Below are 23,355 nucleotides of genomic sequence, written 5' to 3'. Positions count from 1 at the left end.
AGACCCATTTTTGAACTCATCTGTAATCGGTGATGTTCAATACCTTGTGCGAACCGCGCATGGCGCGCCTCGTGATCGGGGTCCGTCCCCGTTGTCGGTAACTCTCTAACTATTATCTGTTACGTAGATAAACGATTAGCGGCTGAAGCGCCGTCTGCTTTTTCATAGAACGTGTCGCGCAACTGACCGAGCCGAGCAATCAGCCATCGATCATAGCTGTCAAGTGACCGTGAGGGTGCGTACATTCGAGTACACCTCACCACAGCTGTGATATAGCGACTTCGCGTAAAGCCGGTGAAAGCCTTGTAGAACAGTGATAGTAAGGCTCCAGTTACCGAACAGGATATCGCTCTTAGTCTGCCCCTTGGAAACCGCGCTGGCCCCACTATCGTCGAATATCTCAACTTTCTGTCCGCGGCTCGCTTTACCGCTCAATATCAACTCCGTGCTAGTGGTACTGTGACCATCCGGGATCTCTTGCTTGTTAGAGTCTTTGACACTTTCAAGGGTCGGAGTGAGCAGCGGCACAACCAAAAAGTTGCTTACGTTAGAGGATCTTGGGCTACCGCTGTGATAGAACAACATGGCAAAAACATAACCACTACCTGGCACGGTTATATCATGAGTCCAGAGACCGGTTATTGGATCAACTGTCCCTAATCCTTTAGAAACTGTTACGCCTCCTTCGCCGTAAAATATTTCGACTTTCTGACCTTTGCTTACTTTACCCGACAGTTTCAACGTTGTACTCAGGGTGCTTCCGAAATTCGGGATCTCTCGCCCATAGGGGTCTTTGACACTTTCAACGGTTGGTGGCGAAACCTTGATAGTATAGGTACGTAGTGGGAAGTTGCTGGCATTGGCCTCATCAGTAGCTTTACTCAAGTCCGCCTTGAATTCCATCGTCAGGGTGCTGCCGTCCTTCAGTTGCTCCAGGTAGCTATAGGCGGCCGTAACTTCATAGAACCCTTGATTGATCCAGGTTGGACTGGTTCTTGGCCCCCGTGGTGGCGGTGCCCAGATATTCAAGTCGTAGGGAACGTTCCCGTCAGCCTTAGTACCCTTGAGACGCAGCCACACATCCTGATCTGGGGCGATAAGCGGCCAGACGCCGACCCAGCAAGTGACATCTGCACTGAAGTATTTCAAATCCAGCACAGGGCCCTCGATGCTGCCAGTGGCTTGCAGGATCTTCGGTTTGGCTGCCAGCAAATCGTCTAGCTCAAAAGCTTGTACCGCCAGGTTGAGCAAGTCTGATGACAGCGGTTCGTTGTTTCCATAGATCATGGTGTAACTTACCGTGACCGATCGGTTCAGGTTGTAGCCGACCACCGTCACTGGAATAGCGATCTCGTGGCTGGCGGGTAGGGCTTGCATCGCAGTGGTGTAGGACCCCTCCCCGGCAACCCCGGCCCAGGTCACGCTGACTTGATCGCCGGGTTGGATGCCATAATCCGGAATCACCACGGTCAGGGCTTCCTTGGCCGCCACCGGATTGAGTTGCTGGTCGGGCGCGCTGCCGGTGGCCTGCTCGACATCAGGGGCGGGCAGGTCAATGGTCGCGCGGACTGTATAGGTGCGCAGGGGAAAGGTGATAGCGTGGCTTTCGTCCGTGCTCTGGTTGAGGGAAGCCTTGAGCTCAATCTTCAGCGTGCTGCTGTCGCGTAGCCTCGGCAGCTCATCGTAAGGGATGATTTTTTCACCGTATCCTCGGTCGTACCATTCCTTACTCACCCAACTGCCTGTTCCGCTCCAGACCTTTTGATAAGTGGAGCCATCGCTTTTCGTGCCCTCCACGCGTATCCAAGTGCGTTGGTTATGGGCAATATGCGGCCAGCTATCGATACGTATCGTGAGATCGTCCGACACGCTGCGCATGTCCAGTTCTTCGCCATGCCCCTCCTGCGTGGCCTGGAGGATACGCGGCTTGCTCGGTTCCAGCGCGCTCTGCGGCAAGGCGCCGATGCTCAGCGCAAGGGCGTCCGAAGCCGGTAGCGATGTGCCGCCGGCCGGAGTCACGGTGTAGCTCACCGTCACCGACTGGCCCAGGCTGAAGGCAATCAACGATACCGGCAACGGGATCTCTTTCTCCTCCACCGGTCCCACCTCAACCGCTGGCGTGGTGTGCGAGCCCTCCTCCGGGCTGCCCGCCGCCCCGGTCCAGGTGACGTTGATCTCGTCAGTGCTGCGCATGCCCTCATAGTGCGGCACCAGCGCCGTCAGCGTGGTCAATGCCTGCAGCGGATCGAGCTGCTCGCCGGCGGCCTCCTCAACGGTGAGGGGAGGCAATTCGTTGACGCCCCCTTTCATTTCCAGCGGTTGTTTGAAGCGAATGCAGTCCAAGTGCAACGCAAAGTCGCCAGTGGCATCCTGCGCCGTCGTGACGCTCCAGCTGAGGCCGCCCGCGACCAGGGGGCGAGCACCGGTCGGCGCGAGCTGCAGCCGCTGCACGGGATCGACGGTGAGCACCAGCTCCTCGCCGATCAGCACGCTGTCGGCGCGGGGCGTGAGGGTCAATTGGTAGGACTGACCGGGCAGAATCCACCAATGCTCCTCGGGTGAAATCGCCACGTCACCGACGCTGAGCTCGAACTGCCCCCACAGGCGGGTCGGGATGGTTTTGACGACAAAGGCCTGGGTGTCGGCTTCAGGCTTGTAGGGGCTGTCGGCGACTGCGGTGATCGTGGCATCGGCGGTGGGCTGATAGCGCAATACCGTCCAACCGTCCTCGCCAGTGAACTGGGTTTCCAGCCGTTCGTCCTCGTTACGCCATTCAACGACGATACCGGGTTCCGGCTTGCCGGAGACCGCGTAATGGACCTTGACCTGGAGATCGATGGTCTGCGCTTCCTCGACGCTGGGCCAATGGTCGGGCTGCCGGTGCTCGACAATGTCGAGCTTGTAAGGCCCGACGATGCAGGCCAACGCCTCATGGGGGTCGGCATGGTAGACACTCTCGAAGCGCAGGGTGGCCGTCCTGCCGTTGACCTCCAGGTCATCCTCGTCGGCGTCGTTGCGAATCTCCCAGATCTTGCCGATATGCTGGGCGTCGTCATCCGCATCGGGGTCGGTCGGCGCCACTTGCAGCCTCGCCGCCCCCGCCTCGTTCGCATCGGTAAAGGAGACGTAGGCGCTGGTGCCGGTATACACCCCGCCACCGGCCCAGCCGCAGTCTTCGGCCACCGGCAGGGTTAGACGATGCACACCGCCTCCCCGGCAGATCGGCATATAGGCACGTCCATCCTTTTCTACCCAATAGCGGGCGCTGTCCCCGGCAAATTCGGGCATGGGTTCAGAGGTGTCCAGCGTCAGCGGCTTGAGATGCACGAACACCGACACACCTGTGGCCAGCTCGGGAGTGATCTCCGTCCCCAGAGCCTTACCGGAGAAATGCAACTCGCCGGGGTCGACCGGCCAACCCGGTTCCTGGGCGATGGGCAAGTCACGCTCGGGCCCCGTCGTCACATCAGCGGCGGCGGTAGCCAGATCGAACAATCCGGACTCAAGGGCCAGGGTCGCCTTGGCCTGAGTGTTTTCGTCGTTCAGCTCAATGCTGTCTTCGCAGATCAGCCAATCCCGTGGCTCCTCTGCGCCGGCCTTCGCGGTGCTGGTCTGCAACTCACGTGTCCAGAAATGCGCACCGGCGTTGAAGTACGCTACCACTCTTGGATTTTCACTCGCGCGCTGCGTCGGCTGGTACAGGAACCGGACCTGGTAGCCGGATTGCGCTGTCAGACGCAAGTCGATGGGCAGGTCGAAGTCGATCGCCGCTTGCACTTCGCCATAGAGATAGACAAACCGACGCTGGATGTCATTGCTCGACACATAGATGAGATCGGCACCGCTGAAACCTTCGCCCGTGCGTCGCTTCCACTCGCTAGGCCAAGTACTGCTGGGTAGGTCGCCCGCCGCGCCCAGCAGGTTCCGTTTGATGCGTTTTTGCAGGTTCATGTCCACACTCCCTGACAGGTTGTGTTTGCGTCAGGCCGGGCGACTGCGTGCCAGTTTTCAACGAGGCTTCATGCACTCCCCGTCCTACTGGCGAAACCCTGTCTCGTTCAAAAGCGTTTCGATCTGCGCCGCAAAGTCGCGGCCGCCATCTAGAGCGGTGTATTCCACCTGGACGATAATGTCGGTCAGCGATGCCAGAAGCAGCTCTTGCTCGCCTGAAACAGCCCGTGGAATAGCGATCTGCCACGAGGAAATGGCGCCGGTTCGCTCAAAGGACGCGTAGCGATCTTCGTCGAAAGCAAACCGCGACCCGGTACCATCATCGTCCAGGCCATCGGAAACAGCGATTTGCGGCTGAGCGCGCAGGTTGTAGCGCACATAGGTGGTATCGGCATCGGGGTGTTGCGGATCGTAGAGATGGCGGGCGCCGCCCAGATCGGGTTTGATCAGGAGCTTGCTGGAGATCTGCGTCAGCGTCATGCTGACCATTTCGTAAGGGCCGAGCAGCGCCGGCAACGTGACCGATACGCGCCGGATCTGGCGCAGATAATGGCCGGGGTAATCGCTGTCGTAAAACCGGCTATCCAGGTTGAAATCCAGTTTTCCGGTGCTCTGCAGGGTGCGGAGTTTATCGGACCACTCCTGCGGCGCGAAATAGTCGCTCAGCGAGAGCATTTTCTTGATCGTCAGCCGCCGCTCATAGCGATGGACAAACGCCGACTCCATGCGCAGCAGGCCCAGCGTCAGCGTCTCGCCGGCCGTGAAACCATGATGACTGTCGACCCATGCACCCGGCAGGATGAAATGGCTTTCATAATCGCCGATTTCATATTGCCAACAGGCCTGCACCGACAAACACAGGGCGGTCACGGCATCGTAGGTCTGGAAATAAAGCGTGGCCATCTTGCTTTGCATCCAGCGATAGAGCGATGCCCGGGACGTGCGGGTCTGGGTGAGAAACGTATACATCTCCCTGGCTTGCTCAATGGCACGCACCTGCTGGTTGACCGAGACTACCGACGCCTGGATCTGGATTGTCTGGGCCTCCAGTTGCTTGTCCAGCGCGGTCCGCTCGGCGATCGCTGCCTTGTGCTGGAAGTTCCACTCCTGACGCAAGCGCTGTTGCGAACCGTAGCGGTCATGCAGACCGCTGTAGAGCGCTTCACTTTGACTGTAAGTACTGGCTGTCGCTGCGACAGAAAGTGCCGTACCGCCGTATTTCATGCCCCCCGAGGCCACACCGAAAATATTGGCAAAGGTCTCCGCAGCGTGTCCAAAACTGCTGGCGGTTCCCGAGGCCAAGGCGCCCGTTTTTGCACGCTTCAGATTCTCGGTCGCCTCGATTTCATCCTGATTGAGATCCTTTTCGATCAATCCCTTGAAGTACGCCTCTCGCTCGCCAATCGCCTGTCGGGAAGCCTCCAGGGCCTCCCGCACGATTTCAGCATGACGCATCAGTTCCAATTGCAGCTCGCGACTGAAATCGCCCATCTCGATCAGGTGTTCCTGTTGCAGGGTTTCCTGGTCGCAGCGATCCGCCTGCTCCATGTATTGCCGGAGTTGATCGCCAAACCGGCACAGGGTCTGTACCGCCTGTTGCGCACGGGGCAGGATGGCCATGAAGCGGTAAGGCGGAACGATCGGCGGCGTCAAGATGTCTCGCAGGTTGAACCCACCGCCACCGGCCTGGGCGCGCATCAGGTCTTTGGGGTTGATGGGCGTATCGTAAAGCGGCAGGTCGATGGGTTTGCCGTCGAGCGTCAGGTAATGCCGCAGGTTGTGCAGACGGGCTTGCAACGTGTCCCAGACGTCCAGCAGGTCGCGGTTGATTTCCGGTCGGAAGTCCGGGTGATCCAACAACGGGGCCAACAGTACATGGCCGGATGTCAGTGGCAGATTGACCAGCGTATCGGCCGACAGAACGCGGGCGAGTGCATCGAAACACTCGAGGTTGCGGGCATCTTGCAGCTCATTGAGTGATTTGGGTGTCCAGTTGGAAGCACCGCGCACGTCGGGTGCCGGCCCCATCATACGTGCGGCCCGCAGATAGAGCATTTTGGCTTCGGTCAGGCTGTCGCGGGTCAGTTGCCTGTAGAGCCAGTCGCCCCATTCGATCAGAGTTTCGACATAGTCGCGAAAGATCCGTTTGCGATAGTGGATCGGGTTGCTGTAGGCGATGGCATCCGGATCGGCGGGCGATGCCACTTCAAAGCTTGGATCACCCTCCATCAGCAGCGGGCGCGAGCGCCAATAGGCGGTGGTTTCGATGCGTCCCGGATTGATCCTGGTGGATGGATCGAACAGATGGTGCAGCCAGCCGAGCGCATCCTCGTAGCTCATCTCACGGCGTAACCGTACCGCTACCAGGTGCGGAAGATGGAAGAAAATTTCCCAGAAATAGCGCCCGTTCGCTCCGTGGAAGTCGAGAAACTCCGGTTCATTGGACCCTGGACGCGGCGGTTCTTCGGTGTGCTGACTGTCCCAGGAGAGCAAACTGTCGATGGAGAGCGCGGCCCGCTCCACCAATTCGCGACCGAACGTGGTATTCAGACGGATGGCGTCGACGGTTTTATCCGCGCCGAACTCAAGACCAAAATCAAGAAACTGACCAGCCTGACCTTGAGCGCTTTCGGGTCCCCTGGCGATCCTCGGCCCGTCGAGGGACGGGGCCTTCAACCTGACCTCGTACTCTTGGTAGCCCTGGCTCCAGGTATCGTTGGCATATTCCCCCAACCCGACGGCAACGATCTGGGAATTGCTCACCAAGGGAAGCGTTTTCAAATACAACGCCGCGCCATTGAATCGAAAGAGCGGCAGCTCACTGCCGGGCGTCTTGTCTTCTCCCACCCAGATCGGCATAGCCAATGGATTTGCCAATTGGGTGCCACGCCGAGTGAACGCTCTATTCAGTTTAAAGTCGGAATGGCTGCCACCCGTAACCTTCAGCCAGGTTCCAAAGGTGTAATAAGCGTCATCCGACATATTCGCCATGTGCAAGAACGTATCGCTATAAACCCCTTCCCTGTCCACTGCCGGAAAAGATGTGCCAAATCTGGGAGGCGCCCCCGCAAAATTCACGTGGTGCTCCACCGCACCGTGCTCGTTCAATAACTCGATCCGCACGGGGAGCGAATAACCACGCCACGATGAAAAATCAAGTTTCACGCCGTAGTAGGGGCGGCCAGAAGACGACTCAGTGAACACCATTTCGATATCAAAAAAGGTAGATTGTGTTTGCGGGTCATTGGGTTGAACTCGCGCCACGGCGTGAGACAACCACTTCTCATGCAGTTTCTCCGCGCTATTCACAGTGACGAACAGGCTTTTTCCGGTAATGTTCATTGCCCGAAGGCGCAGATAGTCTGTGAGCAGGGACGGATGCGCGCTGCCTTTGACTCGGATGGATTCCACTGGCCATTCCTTGTAACCCCCCTCCTCACCCAGCTGCGGCAAGCGTCGCTGGAGGTAAGAAGGGCCTTGATTCGGCGCCTCCTGCGAATACTGCGCGAGCAAGCGGTCAATATGGCGCCGCTCTTTTTCTGCGAGCTCGATGCGATTCAACAACTCATCCCACGCGTAATAACATGTCGTGCGGTCGCCATCGGCGGTCGACAGGATAATGCCGAGCACCATCTGTTTCGCTTCTTTGGTAAGCCCGCTGTCGCTGGTGATCGCCAGAAGAGCACTCTGGCCTTCATCGGCACGAGCACGTCGGTGACGCTTGCCGGGTGGCGCGCTTTCGCGTTCGAGCATGACCGTGTCAACGGTCGAGGGCGGCGCCCAAGTGCCGCTCAACCCGCGATAGGAAAAACGAATATCGAACAGGTCCCAGTTGAGTCCCTCACGCTCGCCGATTTCATTGAGGGAGGACCTACTAACCCAGAAGACATAAAGCCGGTGACCAAAAAAAGTCAGGCGCACGCTCGAAGCATCGCCGATCCCGGCTTCGATAGGTTCCCACTCGCTCCAGGCACTGGGAGGAACGCGGGTTTGCTCCTGACCGAGAACGATCGCAACCTTGCGCCAGTAATATTTGTTATCGGCGCGCTTGCGCCCGAGAAGGTAATAGTCCGCCCGATAAACCGTTGAATCGGATATCACGAATGGCCCATCGATATAACCGTTGAGCACATCGATATCGGCGACATCCTCGAATCTCTCCAGATAGGCCAGAACGGACGATTGCGCACGCTCGGTGTTCAGACGCCCTTGCGCCAGGTCCCCTTCCAGTTGTTCGTAAAACCGTGACTTGACGATGCGCAATTGCGGGTCGATGTAGTTTTCCGGATAGCTTTGCAACTTCTCCGCACCGGCCCAGATCGCATAACGGCTTTCCCACTGGCGCCAGGTCTCGACTTCCCGCTCATCGAAATCCTGCCCGAACCCCGGCTCGTCGCCGGAGTAGATGCCGTGGATGTAACGTTGCAGGCTGGCGATCTTCTCGCCCACGGCTGAAGTTTTCGGCGCCGTGCCGACATGGTGGTCGAACAAGTGATAGGCATCGAGATCAGCGGCCGCCGCCAACACATTGGTATCACCGTCTCGGGCCGCCACGGCGCCCAGATAGCATTCAAGGAGCGCGGCCTGGCGCTGCTTGTCCAAGGCTTCGAGTTTCGTCGTAAGGTCTGTCATGACCGCGCCCTCCTGGAATTTCATTCCTGATGGCTGATTCCTCGTCCGGGCTCGACGTCAGCCCTGGGGAATCGATATACGTCTCAAGTGCTAGAACCATTACCGCGACCGATACGCTCAGTGCCCAGGTCGTCGGGACGATTGCTCATCCCCCTGGATTTTCGTGCGCAGGATCTGGCTATAGCGGGTGCCTTGCAGCGTCGCGCCAATGGAAAACACCGCAGAAGGGTCTGGGAACTGCCTGCAATCGAGCTGCCAGCTCAAACGTCCGTCCTCGGGAAGCGGACGCATCTGCAAGAAACTTGGAGTGGCCACCAGGCCCTGGCCGACCGGATTGACGCCACTCCAGGTCAGGGCGATCTCGCGTCCCGCCGTCATGCTGGCGTCGGACGTGTCCTCGAGGCTCAACGTGTAGCGCTTGCCGACAACGAACGTCAGCGAATCCAGCGGCTCTTCGCTCCCCTGTTGATCGACCGGCGTCAACGAGAAGTGCCAATCCGGTTCGGCCAGGACCTTCACCGTGAAGGTCACTGTCTGGCCCGCGGGGGCACTCAACGTTGCCAACAGCGTGCGCTCTGCTGCCTGGTCGATCGGCACGGCAAAAACCGTCATGCCTTCGGAATCGGTCTGTGTCTCTTTGCCACTTTCGTCATCGTCCATGGCCCAATGCACAGGGTACTCAGCCACCCCTTGAAAGCCCGTCGCGGTGCCGTCAGTGACCTCGGCCTCCACCCGTACCCGCAGATGCACAACCTCGCCGGCCTGGGCAATCACTGACACACCGGCAGGTGACGCCGCGGCGAGCCTCGGCTCGGGAAGAATGATCATGTCTTGTTCGAAGAACTCTTCCCTGTCGTCTCCTGCCTGGGAAGGCAACAGGGTCGCACGGACCGTCATGACGCCTTCCTTCACTACGGAGGAAGGCAACTGGAGCACGGCATATCCATCAGGATCAGAAACAACCGGCTCGTCGGGTTCATGACTCGACCCGTCGGCGAACTGCACGCTCCAGGCGACGTGTTCCTGCGGCTTGCCCACGGCGCTCAGTGAAAGAACGCGGCAAGCGATGGCAACGTCCAGCCCCATCACGTTCGGCCCTTTGAAGCGCAGCCCGTGGAGTTTCGTATCGATAAACGGTGCGTCGATGAAGCGAAATGCGGAAAACCCCTCCAGTTCCAGGCCTTCGCCGAGGCTTGCCCGGACTTTCGTCACCCCCTCTTCATTGCTGAACAGTTGGGCACGGGCAACCCCGTTTTCATCGGCAACCGTCGTATCCTTCTTGAACTGCCCCAGCCCTTCGCTGACGCTCCAGCGTACCCGCCGGTTGCGCCCCCAGTTCCCATAGCGGTCGCGCAAGATAACCGACAAGTCGAAGGCCTCGCGACGACCGGCCAGCTTGGGCGCAACCTCTTCATCCGGTTTCGGCTGACGCAGGGCCAGCGTTTCCTCGTCGCAGTCGATGGTCACCGTGGGCATGGCAATGCGCTGGTCGAGTCCGATGGTTGCAAAGACGGTGGTGATGCCCATCTCGCCGCCCGCGATCAGCGTGACCTCGACCACACCGTCCGCATCCGTATGGGAGACGTCCGCGTCCAGGGACCCGGGACCGGTCAGCGACCAGCGCACGCGGATGTTCACCAACGGTTTACCACTCAAGTCCCGCACCAGCAGGCGATACAGCGCCTGCGCCTTTTGCGGGGCGGAGCTCAGCGTATTGGCAACCAGGCGCACCTGGTCGACCGACGCCTCGCTCGTTGTCGCCTGGCCGACCTCGGGGGCATTGCCCGACCCGCCCCGTTTCAGCCGCCCGGCGTAGAGGCTGCCGAGGGCGTACTGCACGGCGTAGCGATAGTCTTCCGTATTCGCGGACACCGGCAATCCGCCCAACTCGTGCAGGGCCAGGATGCTCAGCTCGCTTGTGCGGGCCATTTCCAGCATGCGGATAAAGCCATTGAACTGGCTCAACTGGGTCATCACCCCCATGGGCGTGATGACACGAGCGGCCTCCAGTACCTCGCGCGCGCTGACCCCGAGCATCTCCGCGACCTTGACGGCGGCGGCGTCCTGCATCAGGCGGGCGTAGTCCTCGCTTTCGGCGATAAGATCAGGATCGAAGGCCTGGGGATCGTTGACCAGGGATAAATAGTCCATCAAGGCCGATGGGGGCGCGTCCATTCGCGAGGTGACATCGCGGTAAGTCTGAAGGTGATACAGCGTGCCCAGGGCAATCGCACCGGTGGCATCCAGGCCCGGCGCGAAACCAAACGGTTCGGGGGCTTGCGGCCAGGCTTGCAACTGCCGCCTGCTGGCGGCATGCCGGCTGAGCATCTCGCCATCGAGCTCGAACTGACGGACGACATCGGCCAGGCGTTGCAGGCTCCCCAGTTTCTGCAGCATGACGTCGACATTACTCCAGTCTTCGAAATCATCGCCCTGGAGGAACGCGTGCCGAAGCGGCATTGCGGCACGAAAACGCTGTGCGACCGGATCGAACGGGCTCAACAGTCGCAAGGCCATCGCTCGCATCGACCCGGCAGGGGTTACCACACCTTCGGTTTCCCACACCCAGCGCAAGATATCGTAGACGCTCTGATCCGCCCACTCGATCAGCGGCAGGACCAGATCGGACGAAATCCTCAGGTAAGTGGCCAGGTGCTCTTCGACCAGCGCCCGCTGCGAGGCCCGCATCCGGAGAATGACCGCAGTCACGGATTCCACCACCGTACTCTTGAGCGTCTGCGCCTCACCCTCGTCGTCAACATGGGTTGAATCCTCCCCTTGGGCGATCCGCTCCACCACATCGGCGACGATGTTGCGCACACTCATTGCGTAATCCGTGTCCGAACCCGAGACACCGTCAAGCACAATGCCCTGGGCATCGATAACGTCCGTCAGCGCCGCGATCCAATCAATGCCAACGGCCGTCGACCGCGCATTCAAGGTGGCTGGCACACCCGCCTGCTCCAGCGCTTCATGGGTGATCCGGAGGCTGTCCAGCATCGTATGCAGGCTGGCCACCAGTTGCCGCTCACTGTCACTGGCCACGGGCACCGTGGTGTTCGAACGCATGGCCCGCACGAACCACGCCAGGTCGATGCCTTTTTCGCGGCACCAGCGCACACAATCGACGACGGCCATCAACGCCGCTGAAAAGTCCGTTGCCCCCAGCGTGGGCAGCGCTTCTACCGACGGTACGCCAGCAATCTGCTTCAAGATCGGGCCCGACTGGCCAAGCGTCTGCACCAGCCCGATCAGGACAGTCGGCGGAACTTCCAGGTAGCGGGCGATGCTGGCAATGCGATAGAACGAGGACAGAATCTCCAGGTTGCGTTTTAGCTCCGGCGGGTCATAGCTGTTGGCGATCACCCGTGCCATATAGGTGAACTCGGATGTATCCAGGCCGAGGCTTGCACAAATCGCCTGGACCGTTTCACGCCCGCGCTCATCGGCGTTGTCCTCGACCCGAGCACTGAATGGGGAGTTGTCCAGGACCAGGGGAGTGCCCAGCAGCCCATGGTTGACGAAGATACGGTCATAGTGAGCAGCCTGTTCGCCAGCGCCAAAGACCGACACCTTGTCGAGCCAGGCGGCAAAATCCTCCGCGCTCACGCCATAACGCTGGCGCATTTCGCAGAACACCCCAAGTGCCTTGAGCGTGTTGCGGGTGATTTGTGGCGCGCCATGTCCCTTCTCGGCGCGATGGGCGGCGACAATCAATTGATCCATCTCTCGAAAAGAGGTCCCAAGCCAGCGACTGAGCCGGATCAGCCGGTGGATTCGGTCAGCACGTTCGTCCGTGAAATTGGTCAACTGGACAGGTGGGTCGAGCGGCACCGGTTCCGTGTCTCTTGTTTCTTGGAAAACCCGTGTGTCCTGCGCGGCCACCAGGTCGATGGCGGGGAGCTGCGCACCGTTGATGTAGACCGCGCCAAACGCCTGCGGGCCGGGCTCCTGCAAGGCAACCACCGCCGCAGACACATGGCTGGACAGGACCGGCCTGTCTTCCTTCACGGCGAACAGGCTGGCAAGCGCGTCCCGCGTTATCCCGGTGCGCGTACAGAATTCCGCACTGTGCTCCAGGGCCACCCTGGAATAGACCCGATAAGTCGTCCAGTAGAAGTTCGCCATCTCTTCTTCGTTGCCTGGCAGAGCACCATTGAACAGTGCCTCCAGAAGCAGTTCACGACGCGCCGGGCCGATCGGCAGGCTCAACAGGAAGGTATCGTCGCCGCGATCGGTCTGCATGCCCGAAACGGCAAAATAATGGAAATCCGGATCAGTCGCCCGCGCCAGCTCGCCAAAGGCTGCAACCGAGGAGTCAAACAGCGACAGGATCACTTGAAGCTGCTCAACCCAATGCTCGTACGGCATGGTCAAGGGATAACGCGCCGTTGCCAGGACCCTGTCGGCCTCGACCGTGTCGGGTTCCAATCGCTGCGCGACGTCGAGAAGGGCGGCCTCCAGAATCCGCGTCGAGAGCGATAACACCGAGCATTCCTGAGTCATCGCCGTGCTATCGATCGGCTCGGTGGCAATATCCGGCCGTCGGTCCTCCAGGCGAAAGCGGTTCCCCTCCTCTCCAGCGGCTTCCAGCAACAATGCCTTCCTGTAGAGGCTGAACAGATAAGCCACGGGCGAGGTTCTTGCTTCGATGGCATTCGGACGAGCCATGTTCGACCAGTCCTCGTCAAACTCTAGGTCATAGCGCGGCCCATCCGTAAGCGAGGCAAAACCACGGCGCACATCATAGGTCAGGCGATCGGCGCCGCTGAGTTCCCGCTCGCGATACTGGCGCGTCATCCAGATTGCCGCGCTCATCGCACGCTCGTGCAGTTCCCGGGCCGGGCCGATGCGTAACCCCTGGGCCACCCAACGCTCAGGACGCTCGCGCGCAAGCGCCAGGATTGAGCCCGCCTGGGCCACAATGGCATCGATCGTTGCGCTTGCGCCGGGATTCAATTGCGACAGCAGGGTTGTCGCCCACAGAGCCCGCAAAGCTGATGACGAGGGAAGATCCGCTGGCATTGCAAGTTCTCCAAAGAAAGACGCCTGGACCCCACAACCTTGAAATGAATAGAGCACAGCTCTTTTTGCCGAACAACTGTAGGAACTGACAGTGCATCGACCTTGGTCGACACTGACGAACCCTGGCGGGCGTGCGAGACTGTCTCGTCGGGCTCAAGCCCCGGTGCCTTTTGTCGGGAGTTTCCATGTCGTTGTCCAGCGGGCTGATCGCCGTTGTTGCCCTGGCCTATATGGCCATCATGTTCGCCATCGCCTTCTACGGTGACCGGCGCAGCACGCCGTTGCCGCCACGGGTACGGGCCTGGGTCTACAGCCTGTCGCTGGCGGTGTATTGCACCAGCTGGACCTTCTTCGGCGCGGTGGGCCAGGCGGCCGAACAGCTCTGGTCATTCCTGCCGATCTACCTCGGACCGATCCTGTTGCTGGTGCTGGCGCCATGGGTCCTGCAAAAAATGGTGATGATCAGTAAACAGGAGAACATCACCTCCATCGCCGACTTCATCGCCGCCCGCTATGGCAAGTCCCAGTCGCTGGCGGTGGTGGTCGCGCTGATCTGCCTGGTGGGCGTGCTGCCGTACATTGCCTTGCAACTCAAGGGTATCGTGCTCGGGGTGAACCTTTTGATCGGCGCCGGTGCCGATGCCATGGGCACCCGCGCCCAGGACACCGCGCTGATCGTCTCGCTGATCCTGGCCTTGTTCACCATCGTGTTCGGCACCCGCAACCTCGACGCCACCGAACACCACCGCGGCATGGTGCTGGCCATTGCCTTCGAGTCCCTGGTCAAGCTGTTCGCCTTCCTCGCGGTCGGCGCCTTCGTGACATTCGGCCTCTACGACGGCTTCGACGACTTGTTCGACCAGGCGATGCTCGCACCGCGCCTGGAGCAGTACTGGAAAGAAACCATCAACTGGCCGTCCATGGTGGTGCAGACCGGGGTGGCGATGATGGCGATCATCTGCCTGCCGCGCCAATTTCATGTGACGGTAGTGGAGAACATCGAGCCCCAGGACCTGCGCCTGGCCAAGTGGGTGTTCCCCGCCTACCTGGCCCTGGCCGCGCTGTTCGTGGTGCCCATCGCCCTCGCCGGACAAATGCTGTTGCCCAGCTCGGTGCTGCCGGACTCATTCGTCATCAGCCTGCCGCTGGCACAAGCCCATCCGGCGCTGGCATTGCTGGCGTTCATTGGCGGCGCCTCGGCGGCCACCGGCATGGTGATTGTCGCGAGCGTCGCCCTGTCCACCATGGTGTCCAACGACATGCTGCTGCCCTGGCTGTTGCGTCGCAACAACGCCGAGCGGCCGTTTGAAGTGTTCCGCCAGTGGATGCTCTCGGTGCGTCGGGTGAGCATCGTGGTGATCCTGCTGCTGGCCTACGTCAGCTACCGACTGCTGGGTTCCACCGCGAGCCTGGCCACCATCGGCCAGATCGCCTTCGCCGCGGTCACCCAATTGGCGCCCGCCATGCTCGGTGCGCTGTACTGGAAACAGGCGAACCGCCGCGGTGTATTCGCCGGCCTCGCCGCGGGGATTTTCCTCTGGTTCTACACCCTGGTGCTGCCGATCGCTGCCCACAGCCTGGGCTGGTCCCTGAGCGCGTTCCCGGGCCTGGCCTGGCTGCACGGCAACCCCTTGCATTTGCCGATCAGCCCACTGACCCAAGGCGTCGTCCTGTCCCTGGCCGGTAACTTCACGCTGTTTGCCTGGATCTCGGTGCTGTCGCGCACCCGTGTGTCGGAGCACTGGCAGGCCGGACGTTTCATCGGCCAGGAAATCAGCGCCCGCCCCAGCGCTCGGTCGATGCTGGCGGTGCACATCGAAGACCTGCTGCAACTGGCGGCACGTTTCGTCGGCGAGGAACGGGCGCGCCAGAGTTTCATCCGCTTTGCCTACCGCCAGGGCAAAGGCTTCAACCCGAACCAGAACGCCGACAGCGAATGGATCGCCCACACCGAACGCCTGCTGGCCGGCGTGCTCGGGGCCTCGTCGACGCGAGCCGTGGTCAAAGCCGCGATCGAAGGTCGGGAGATGCAACTGGAAGATGTGGTCCGGATCGCTGACGAAGCCTCGGAAGTGCTGCAGTTCAACCGTGCCCTGCTGCAAGGCGCCATCGAGAACATCACCCAGGGCATCAGCGTGGTCGACCAGTCTCTCCGGTTGGTGGCGTGGAACCGTCGATACCTGGAACTGTTCAACTACCCCGACGGCCTGATCAGTGTCGGCCGGCCCATTGCCGACATCATCCGCTACAACGCCGAACGCGGCCTCTGCGGTCCTGGCGAGGCCGAAGTCCATGTCGCCCGGCGCCTGCACTGGATGCGCCAGGGACGCGCCCACACGTCCGAGCGGCTGTTTCCGAACGGCCGGGTGATCGAGCTGATCGGCAACCCGATGCCCGGCGGCGGTTTCGTCATGAGTTTCACCGACATCACCGCCTTCCGCGAAGCCGCACAGGCCCTGACCGAAGCCAATGAAGGACTGGAGCAACGGGTGGCCGAACGCACCCGGGAATTGTCGCAACTGAACGAAGCCCTGACCGAAGCCAAAAGCACCGCCGAAGCGGCCTACCAATCCAAGACCCGCTTCCTGGCCGCCGTCAGCCATGACCTGATGCAACCCCTCAACGCCGCTCGACTGTTCTCCGCCGCACTGTCCCATCAACACGACGGTTTGCCAGGCGAAGCCCGGCAACTGGTACAGCACCTGGACAGTTCATTGCGCTCGGCCGAAGACCTGATCACCGACCTGCTGGACATTTCCCGCCTGGAAAACGGCAAGATCAACCCCGACCGCAAACCCTTCGCCCTCAATGACCTGCTCGATACCCTCGGCGCCGAGTTCACGGTGCTGGCACGGGAACAGGGCCTGAAATTCCGCGTTCGAGGCTCGCGTCTGCGAGTCGACAGCGACATCAAACTGCTGCGGCGCATCCTGCAGAATTTCCTCACCAATGCCTTCCGCTATGCCAAGGGCCCCGTTCTGCTGGGCGTGCGTCGGCGCAACGGCGAGTTATGCCTGGAGGTCTGGGACCGCGGACCGGGCATCGCCGAAGATAAGCAACAGGTGATTTTCGAAGAATTCAAACGCCTGGACAGCCATCAGACCCGTGCCGAAAAAGGCCTGGGCCTGGGCCTGGCCATTGCCGACGGGCTGTGCCGCGTACTCGGCCACACCTTGCGCGTGCGCTCCTGGCCGGGACGCGGCAGTGTGTTCAGCGTCAGCGTGCCACTGGCCCATACGCAGATTGCCGCGCCCAGCATCGTGGCCGAACCCAACGGGCATTTACCCAGCGGCGCGCAGGTTTTGTGTGTCGATAACGAAGACAGCATCCTGATCGGCATGAACAGCTTGCTGACTCGCTGGGGTTGCCAGGTGTGGACAGCGCGCAACCGTGAAGAATGCGAGCGCTGGCTCGCCGAGGGCGGACGCCCGCAACTCGCCTTGGTGGATTTTCACCTCGACGACGGCGAAACCGGCACCGAGCTGATGGCCTGGTTGCGTACCCGCATGGGTGAACCGGTGCCGGGGGTCGTGATCAGCGCCGACGGCCGCCCCGAGACGGTGGCCCAGGTGCACGCCGCCGGGCTGGATTACCTGGCCAAACCGGTGAAGCCAGCGGCGTTGAGGGCGTTGTTGAGCCGGCATTTGCCGTTGTAGGAGCAACGCCACTCCGGCCAGGCATCGAACCTGTGGCGAGGGGATTTATCCCCGTCAGGCTGCGCGGCAGCCTCCGTTGTGAGTGCTGCGCACTCAAGCGGGGATAAATCCCCTCGCCACAGGGTTTGCATCAACCACAAGGTTTGCATCAGCCATAGGATCCGCATCAATCACGGGGCTTGCATTAGTGCCTGGTCAAGCGTCGGGTTTGGCATCGGCCTCTTCCGGCAACTCGGGCAGCCCATCCTCATCGGTCATCGCCCGCTCAAGCAGTTCACCCGGCAGCCGCTTGCTCGCCCGGGCGCCGAGCAGCTTGAGTTGTTCGGTGCGACTGACCAGGTTGCCGCGCCCTTCTGTCAGCTTGTTGCGCGCGGCACTGTAGGCCTTGTCCAGTTGTTGCAGGCGGCTGCCGATTTCGTCCAGGTCCTGGATGAACAGCACGAACTTGTCGTACAGCCACCCGGCCCGCTCGGCGATCTCCCGAGCGTTCTGGCTCTGGCGCTCCTGCTTCCACAAGCTGTCGATCACCCGCAACGTCGCCAGCAACGTGGTCGGGCTGACGATCACAATGTTGCGGTCAAAGGCTTCCTGGAACAGATTCGGCTCGGCTTGCAGGGCAGCGGAAAACGCCGCTTCGATCGGTACGAACAACAAGACGAAATCCAGGCTGTGCAAACCGTCCAGGCGTTTGTAGTCCTTGCCGGCCAGTCCTTTGACATGGGCCCGCAGCGACACGATGTGTTGCCTGAGGGCAAGCTGGCCGATGGCGTCATCTTCAGCGGCCACATACTGCTGATAGGCAGTGAGACTGACCTTGGAATCGACCACCACCTGCTTGTCGCCGGGCAGGTAAATCAACACGTCAGGCTGGAACCGCTCGCCATCCGGACCCTTGAGGCTGACCTGGGTCTGATACTCACGGCCTTTCTCCAGGCCAGCGTGCTCAAGCACCCGTTCCAGAATCAACTCGCCCCAGTTACCCTGGGTCTTCTGGCCCTTGAGCGCACGAGTGAGGTTGGTGGCTTCATCGCTCAGGCGCAGGTTCAGCTGTTGCAGTCGCTCCAGCTCCTTGCCCAGGGAAAAACGCTCACGGGCTTCGGCCTGATAGCTTTCTTCGACGCGCTTTTCGAAAGACTGGATGCGCTCTTTCAACGGATCGAGCAACTGCCCCAGGCGTTGCTGGCTGGTTTCGGCAAAACGTTGCTCACGCTCATCGAAGATTTTTCCGGCCAGCTCGGCGAACTGCGCCCGCAGCGCGTCCCGTGAACCTTGCAGGTCATCCAGGCGTTGCTGATGGTTTTCCTGCTGCTCGCGCAGTTCGGCATGCAGCGACGCCGCCTGGGCATCGAGCCGCCGCAGTTCCGCCTCTTTGCTGGCACGCTCCAGATTCCAGGCATGGGCCGCGTCCCGAGCGTTATCGCGCTCGATCTGCAACAGTTCGACTTCTCGACAGGCCGCCGCGAGTTCGGCTTGCTTGGCTCCGTTGGCTTGGCTCAGGTCACTGATTTCGTCGCGGCAGGCATCGAGTTGGGCATTCAGGCCATCATGGGCCATGTGCGCGGTGGCCAGGCGCTCTTCCAGCAGCGCCACGTCGGTCTGCGCGGCACTGGCCTGGCGCTGCAGGTGCCAGGCCAGTGCGAGCAACGGCACCGCAGCGCCCGCCAGGCCCAACAACAGGCTGGTCAAATCCATAGCCATGACAAATCCTGTCGATCAGATGAAAGCCCGAAGGTTAACCAAGCCGCTGGAGGTTGCCCAGCTCAGCCCTTCTATTTCAGTCTTCTATTTCAAGAAGGGCCTGCCGGGCCCGATGATCCCCTGCCCGGGCGGCCTGGCGCAGCAGATCCTGACCGATGCGCCGGTCCCGGGCGTTACCGCACTCACGGCACATCAACCGACCCAGGCGACTTTGCGCAGCCACGACACCTTCCCGTGCCGGTTGCTTGAGCAGGCGCCCGGCCAGGTGCTTGACGCTGGGGCTTTCTCCGAGCCGCGGGCTGTCGAGCAACCACTCGGCAACCCGCATCGACATGCGCTTGGGCGGGGTAACACTTGGGGGTGTGGAAGTAACAGGATTTGATACTGAGCGAAACTTCATAACGCACTATGGGGCAGATCGAAAGGCGCGCCACTCTACTCCTTTTTTCGTGTGGGTAAAGCCGAAAAAAACCGGCACGCCCGTGCTAGAGCAAGTGCTTGGGACAATCCACAGAAGCTGTGGATAACTCAGTGGACAACCCCCCCTGAAGGGGGCGAAAGCCCTATGGGACGGGGGTTGCGCTCAAACTGACGATTTTTTCACCAGTAAAAAAAAGCGATGTTTTTCATTGACTTAAATTTTGGATACAGGCACCCACCCCGGATTGTTGCGACATGACAGTTCGGTGACAAAGTCCCTAGGGAGTGTGCACAAGTAACACCCAGAGCGGTTATATCGGTGCGCTTTCTTGATGCATTTGGCGGTAAGCCTGGGGATAACCCGACCCAATATGGCACGACGCCCTACCCAGATCATCCGACCAAACGCAGCGGATCTGGATATTTTTTGAACAACAGACTTCCCTTCTGCAACTCGATCCGTTAACATCCGCGCCGTTAGTACCAAGCTGAAAGTCAATTCCGGGTCGAACACATCTCCACGGTCAGCCATCCCCAAGGATGCCTCACCGATAACAGAGACCGACCCCCTCGATGGTTTCCATGTAAATCTTGCGCCAACACAGCCTTTGACTGAATACAAAGGGTGTTGCCAAGCTCGTTACTCTGACCGAACCAACCTGCAAAATTGATCAGGATCTTCACCCTGGGCCCAGAACCTTTGCCCCTGCTGTGTCGCCTGCCCTCCTAAGTACCTACCTGCCAGCCCAAGCGCGCACATTCATATAGCGCTCAAACTGGCTGCTTTGTTCCAGTCGGGTTCTTCGTTCGACCAATGGTGGTCGACGTTACTGGAACGTTTTAACGTTGCACGGTTCTTAACCGTGTCATTTGTAGGAACACCCATAACATGTCGACTCAAATCCAGACACAGGATGCCATCCGCACCCTAACCAACGCTTTTGCTCCAATGAACTGCCTGATCATGGCCGCTCGCAAAGGCTGCTTCAGCTTCACGCTGGTCAATGAACACGGCATCGCTCGTCACAGCGAACGCCTGTACCCCGATCAATACTCCAGCGCAGAACCGCTGCAGGCCGTGATCGAGCGTACCCGTCAGGCACTGGTTGCCTGAAACGCCAGAACGCTGAAAAACCCAAAGGCCCCGCCCGAAAAGCGGGGCTTTTTATTGCCTGAAGTTTCTCGATAAAGCGAAACGGCTTAAGCACCAACGGATATAACAGTTATAACCACTGGCGGAAGATGATTTAAAAACAGTCCTTTACAACGGGAATATGACACTACACTTCAAGTCAAGCGGCATGATCCGCTGTCGGCGGAGCCTGGACCGATCCACCGCTGCCAAGCCCCACGCTTCCAGGCTCCGCCCCTCTTACGCTTCGAGGGTGTTATGGGTATCGCTGCCAGCGAACTGTGTCGATATGTGATCCGCCCGACGCTCCTTTACCTGGGGCGCCACAGCGCAACGGCGGAGTCCTTGTTACTGGGCATTGCCGCCAGCCAATCCGGCCTGGGCTCAGCCTTGCACGACCGTCGCGGCCATGGCCTGTATCGCATCACCGAACCCCGCCACAAAGCACTCTGGGATCATTACCTGGCGCTGGATCCGGAGCGCGCCAGCCTCGTGCGCGGCCTGGCCAGCCAACATGCCTTTCTCAGCGGTCCGCACCTGGAACTGACCGTCAACCTGCGTTACGCCACTGCCATCGCCTGGCTGCTGGTGGAGGAGCAAAACACCCCGCTTCCCGATGCCGATGATCTGCTGGGCATGGCCCGGATCTGGCGCCAGACATTTCACCCCCAAGGGCGCCTGCGGGACTTCACCTGCGCCTGGCAACAATGTGTTTCATCGCTGAATCAGGTCGCCTGTTGAAGAGGATGTTTGGAAACTTCCTACAACGGCCGCGAATCTGGTCGGATTGTCCTACAAAACCGCTCTAACTCACGCAAAACAGGCTATAGCGCTTGAGCAAAAATGTTGGTAGTTTTCGCCTCGGTGACCACACGGAGTTCTAACAATGAAAAAAATGATGCTCAAAACCACCCTTGGCCTCGCCGTAACTTTGGCCTCCACTCAATTGTTCGCCAGCGGCTTCGCCCTGAACGAACAGAGTATCAGTGGCATGGGCACTGGTTTCGCGGGTCGTTCTTCCTCTGCCGATGATGCAAGTACCGTGTTTGGCAACCCTGCCGGCATGTCGCGCCTCAAGCGCCAGCAAGTGACGGGTGGCCTGGCGGCCATCGATGCTTCGACCGACATCAACGATGCCAGCGGCAGCCGCACCGGTAGCAACGACGGCGATATGGTGCCGTTCACTGCCGTACCCATGGGCTATTACGTCAAGCCTATCGATGATCAATGGGCGTTCGGCCTGGGTGTCTACGCCCCATTCGGCCTGATCACCGACTATGAAAACAGCTTCCAGGGACGCAACTTCGGCAGCAAGAGCGAAGTGAAGGTCATCACCTTCCAGCCTACTGTCAGCTATGCCTTCAACGACAAGGTGTCGATTGGTTTTGGTCCGACGATCAACCGTATTTCCGGTCAGCTGGAATCGGCGCTGACCCTACCGGCGCCTTTGCCCGGCACCGATGGCAACGTGAAGATCAAAGGTGATGACATTGGCTACGGCTACAACATCGGCCTCCTGGTCCAGGCAACCGACACCACTCGCGTCGGCCTGACCTACCACTCCAAGGTCAAGTACAAACTCGAAGGCCACACCGAGGTCACCCCGGGCGCAGGCGTTCCAGCCGCTTTCCTGAGAAACGGACGCTATGACGCCTCGCTGGATATCACCACGCCTGAATCGGCCGACTTCTCCGTCACCCAGCAAATCAACGATGCCTGGACAGTCTATGCAGGCAGTACCTGGACTCGCTGGAGCCGACTGAAAGACATCACGGTCAATAACGACGGCGTGACAGCGGCAGCCGGCGGCGGGTTGGCTCCAGCTCTCGTGGGCACTATCACCGAAGAACAGAACTGGCATGACACCTGGGCTTACGCCCTCGGTACCTCCTACCAGTTGAACAAACAGTGGGTACTGCGTACCGGCCTGACCTTCGACCAGTCCCCTGCCAACAACACCGACCGCTCGCCACGTATCCCGACTGGCGACCGGACCATCTTCAGCCTGGGGGCCGGCTGGAGTCCGACCGACGACCTGACCATCGACGTGGCTTACTCCTACCTCAAGGAAGAAAAAGTCAACGTCAACCGTACCAACCGACTGGGTCAATCCTACAACGCTGAGTACGAAAACAGCGCAAACGGCTTCGGCGTTGGTGCAACCTACCGCTTCTGATGACTCACGGCGAGCCTGACCCGCTCGCCATCCGAGGCGAAAAAAAGCCCCGCGCTCTGCAAAGAGCCGGGGCTTTTTCGTTATTGACGATCAGGGCCTGGAAGCAATCGCCGCTTCCACCGCCTTGATGAACTCAGGGTCGTCCGGTTTGATCCGACTGGAAAAACTGGCAACAACCTTACCCTGGCGATCCACGACGTACTTATAGAAATTCCATTTCGGCGCGCCGGATTGTTCTGCCAGGTGCTTGAACAACGGTATGGCGTCGGCACCACGTACCGGTTGCGGCTCGGTCATGGTGAAGGTCACGCCATAATTGACGTAACAGACCTTGGCCGTCTCGGCGCCATCCTTGGACTCTTGCTTGAAGTCGTTGGACGGCACGCCCAGCACTTGCAGGTCTTGATCCTTATAGCGCTGGTTCAGGGCTTCGAGGCCTTTGAACTGCGGCGCGAACCCGCAGAAGCTGGCGGTGTTGACCACCACCAGCGGCTTGCCGGCGAAGCGCTGGCACAGATCGATGGTTTCCTTGGCCCGCAGCTTGGGCAACGAACCCTCCAGCAACGGTGGGCAGTCGGCTGCCCAGGCGTGCCCGGTCACAACCAGTAACAGAGCGGGAACAGCTAGCCAGCGCATCAGCATGTAGGTACTTCCTTGAAGACATG

Annotated in this window: 10 protein-coding genes; 4 read left to right on the top strand and 6 right to left on the bottom strand. The window is 60.2% G+C overall.

Annotation, left to right across the window (positions count from 1 at the left end):
- Positions 1-219 precede the first annotated feature (219 nt).
- The 3 genes from FGE05_RS21235 to FGE05_RS21225 all read right to left on the bottom strand — a co-directional run bounded on the left by FGE05_RS21235 (position 220) and on the right by FGE05_RS21225 (position 13,608).
- Entirely contained in the window at positions 220-3,951 is a 3,732-nt protein-coding gene (locus FGE05_RS21235; protein WP_139647997.1) for a hypothetical protein, read from the bottom strand.
- An 84-nt stretch (positions 3,952-4,035) separates the two neighbouring features.
- The gene (locus FGE05_RS21230; protein WP_139647995.1) at positions 4,036-8,583 is read right to left on the bottom strand and encodes a neuraminidase-like domain-containing protein; all 4,548 of its coding nucleotides are present in this window, start codon (positions 8,581-8,583) and stop codon (positions 4,036-4,038) included.
- A 117-nt stretch (positions 8,584-8,700) separates the two neighbouring features.
- Positions 8,701-13,608: a Tc toxin subunit A gene (locus FGE05_RS21225; RefSeq protein ID WP_139647993.1), complete on the bottom strand. Its 4,908-nt coding sequence runs from the start codon at positions 13,606-13,608 to the stop codon at positions 8,701-8,703.
- Between the two features lie 185 nt (positions 13,609-13,793).
- Between FGE05_RS21225 and FGE05_RS21220 the strand changes: the two genes are divergently transcribed.
- Positions 13,794-17,264, top strand: a complete 3,471-nt coding sequence (locus tag FGE05_RS21220) for a PAS domain-containing hybrid sensor histidine kinase/response regulator (protein ID WP_139647991.1) — start codon at positions 13,794-13,796, stop codon at positions 17,262-17,264.
- A 195-nt stretch (positions 17,265-17,459) separates the two neighbouring features.
- Here FGE05_RS21220 and rmuC read toward each other — a convergent pair whose 3' ends face one another.
- Together rmuC and FGE05_RS21210 are read right to left on the bottom strand one after the other, a co-directional pair.
- Complete coding sequence (gene rmuC, locus FGE05_RS21215; RefSeq protein ID WP_176563024.1) at positions 17,460-18,848, bottom strand: DNA recombination protein RmuC; 1,389 nt, start codon at positions 18,846-18,848, stop codon at positions 17,460-17,462.
- 190 nt (positions 18,849-19,038) lie between these two features.
- The gene (locus FGE05_RS21210; protein WP_139647987.1) at positions 19,039-19,362 is read right to left on the bottom strand and encodes a sel1 repeat family protein; all 324 of its coding nucleotides are present in this window, start codon (positions 19,360-19,362) and stop codon (positions 19,039-19,041) included.
- A 909-nt stretch (positions 19,363-20,271) separates the two neighbouring features.
- Here FGE05_RS21210 and FGE05_RS21200 point away from each other — a divergent pair.
- From FGE05_RS21200 to FGE05_RS21190, 3 genes are all read left to right on the top strand, one after another.
- Positions 20,272-20,496: a hypothetical protein gene (locus FGE05_RS21200; protein ID WP_008051046.1), complete on the top strand. Its 225-nt coding sequence runs from the start codon at positions 20,272-20,274 to the stop codon at positions 20,494-20,496.
- Between the two features lie 276 nt (positions 20,497-20,772).
- Entirely contained in the window at positions 20,773-21,255 is a 483-nt protein-coding gene (locus FGE05_RS21195; protein ID WP_139647985.1) for a hypothetical protein, read from the top strand.
- 145 nt (positions 21,256-21,400) lie between these two features.
- On the top strand, positions 21,401-22,690 hold the full coding sequence (locus FGE05_RS21190; protein WP_139647983.1) for an OmpP1/FadL family transporter: 1,290 nt from the start codon (positions 21,401-21,403) through the stop codon (positions 22,688-22,690).
- 90 nt (positions 22,691-22,780) lie between these two features.
- Here FGE05_RS21190 and FGE05_RS21185 read toward each other — a convergent pair whose 3' ends face one another.
- The gene (locus FGE05_RS21185) at positions 22,781-23,332 is read right to left on the bottom strand and encodes a glutathione peroxidase (RefSeq protein ID WP_139647981.1); all 552 of its coding nucleotides are present in this window, start codon (positions 23,330-23,332) and stop codon (positions 22,781-22,783) included.
- Positions 23,333-23,355: the final 23 nt, after the last annotated feature.

The sequence above is a fragment of the Pseudomonas sp. ICMP22404 genome (assembly GCF_006227205.1).
GTDB lineage: Bacteria > Pseudomonadota > Gammaproteobacteria > Pseudomonadales > Pseudomonadaceae > Aquipseudomonas.
Note: the sequence above shows the minus strand (reverse complement) of the source record. Positions and strands in the feature narration are given on the sequence as shown.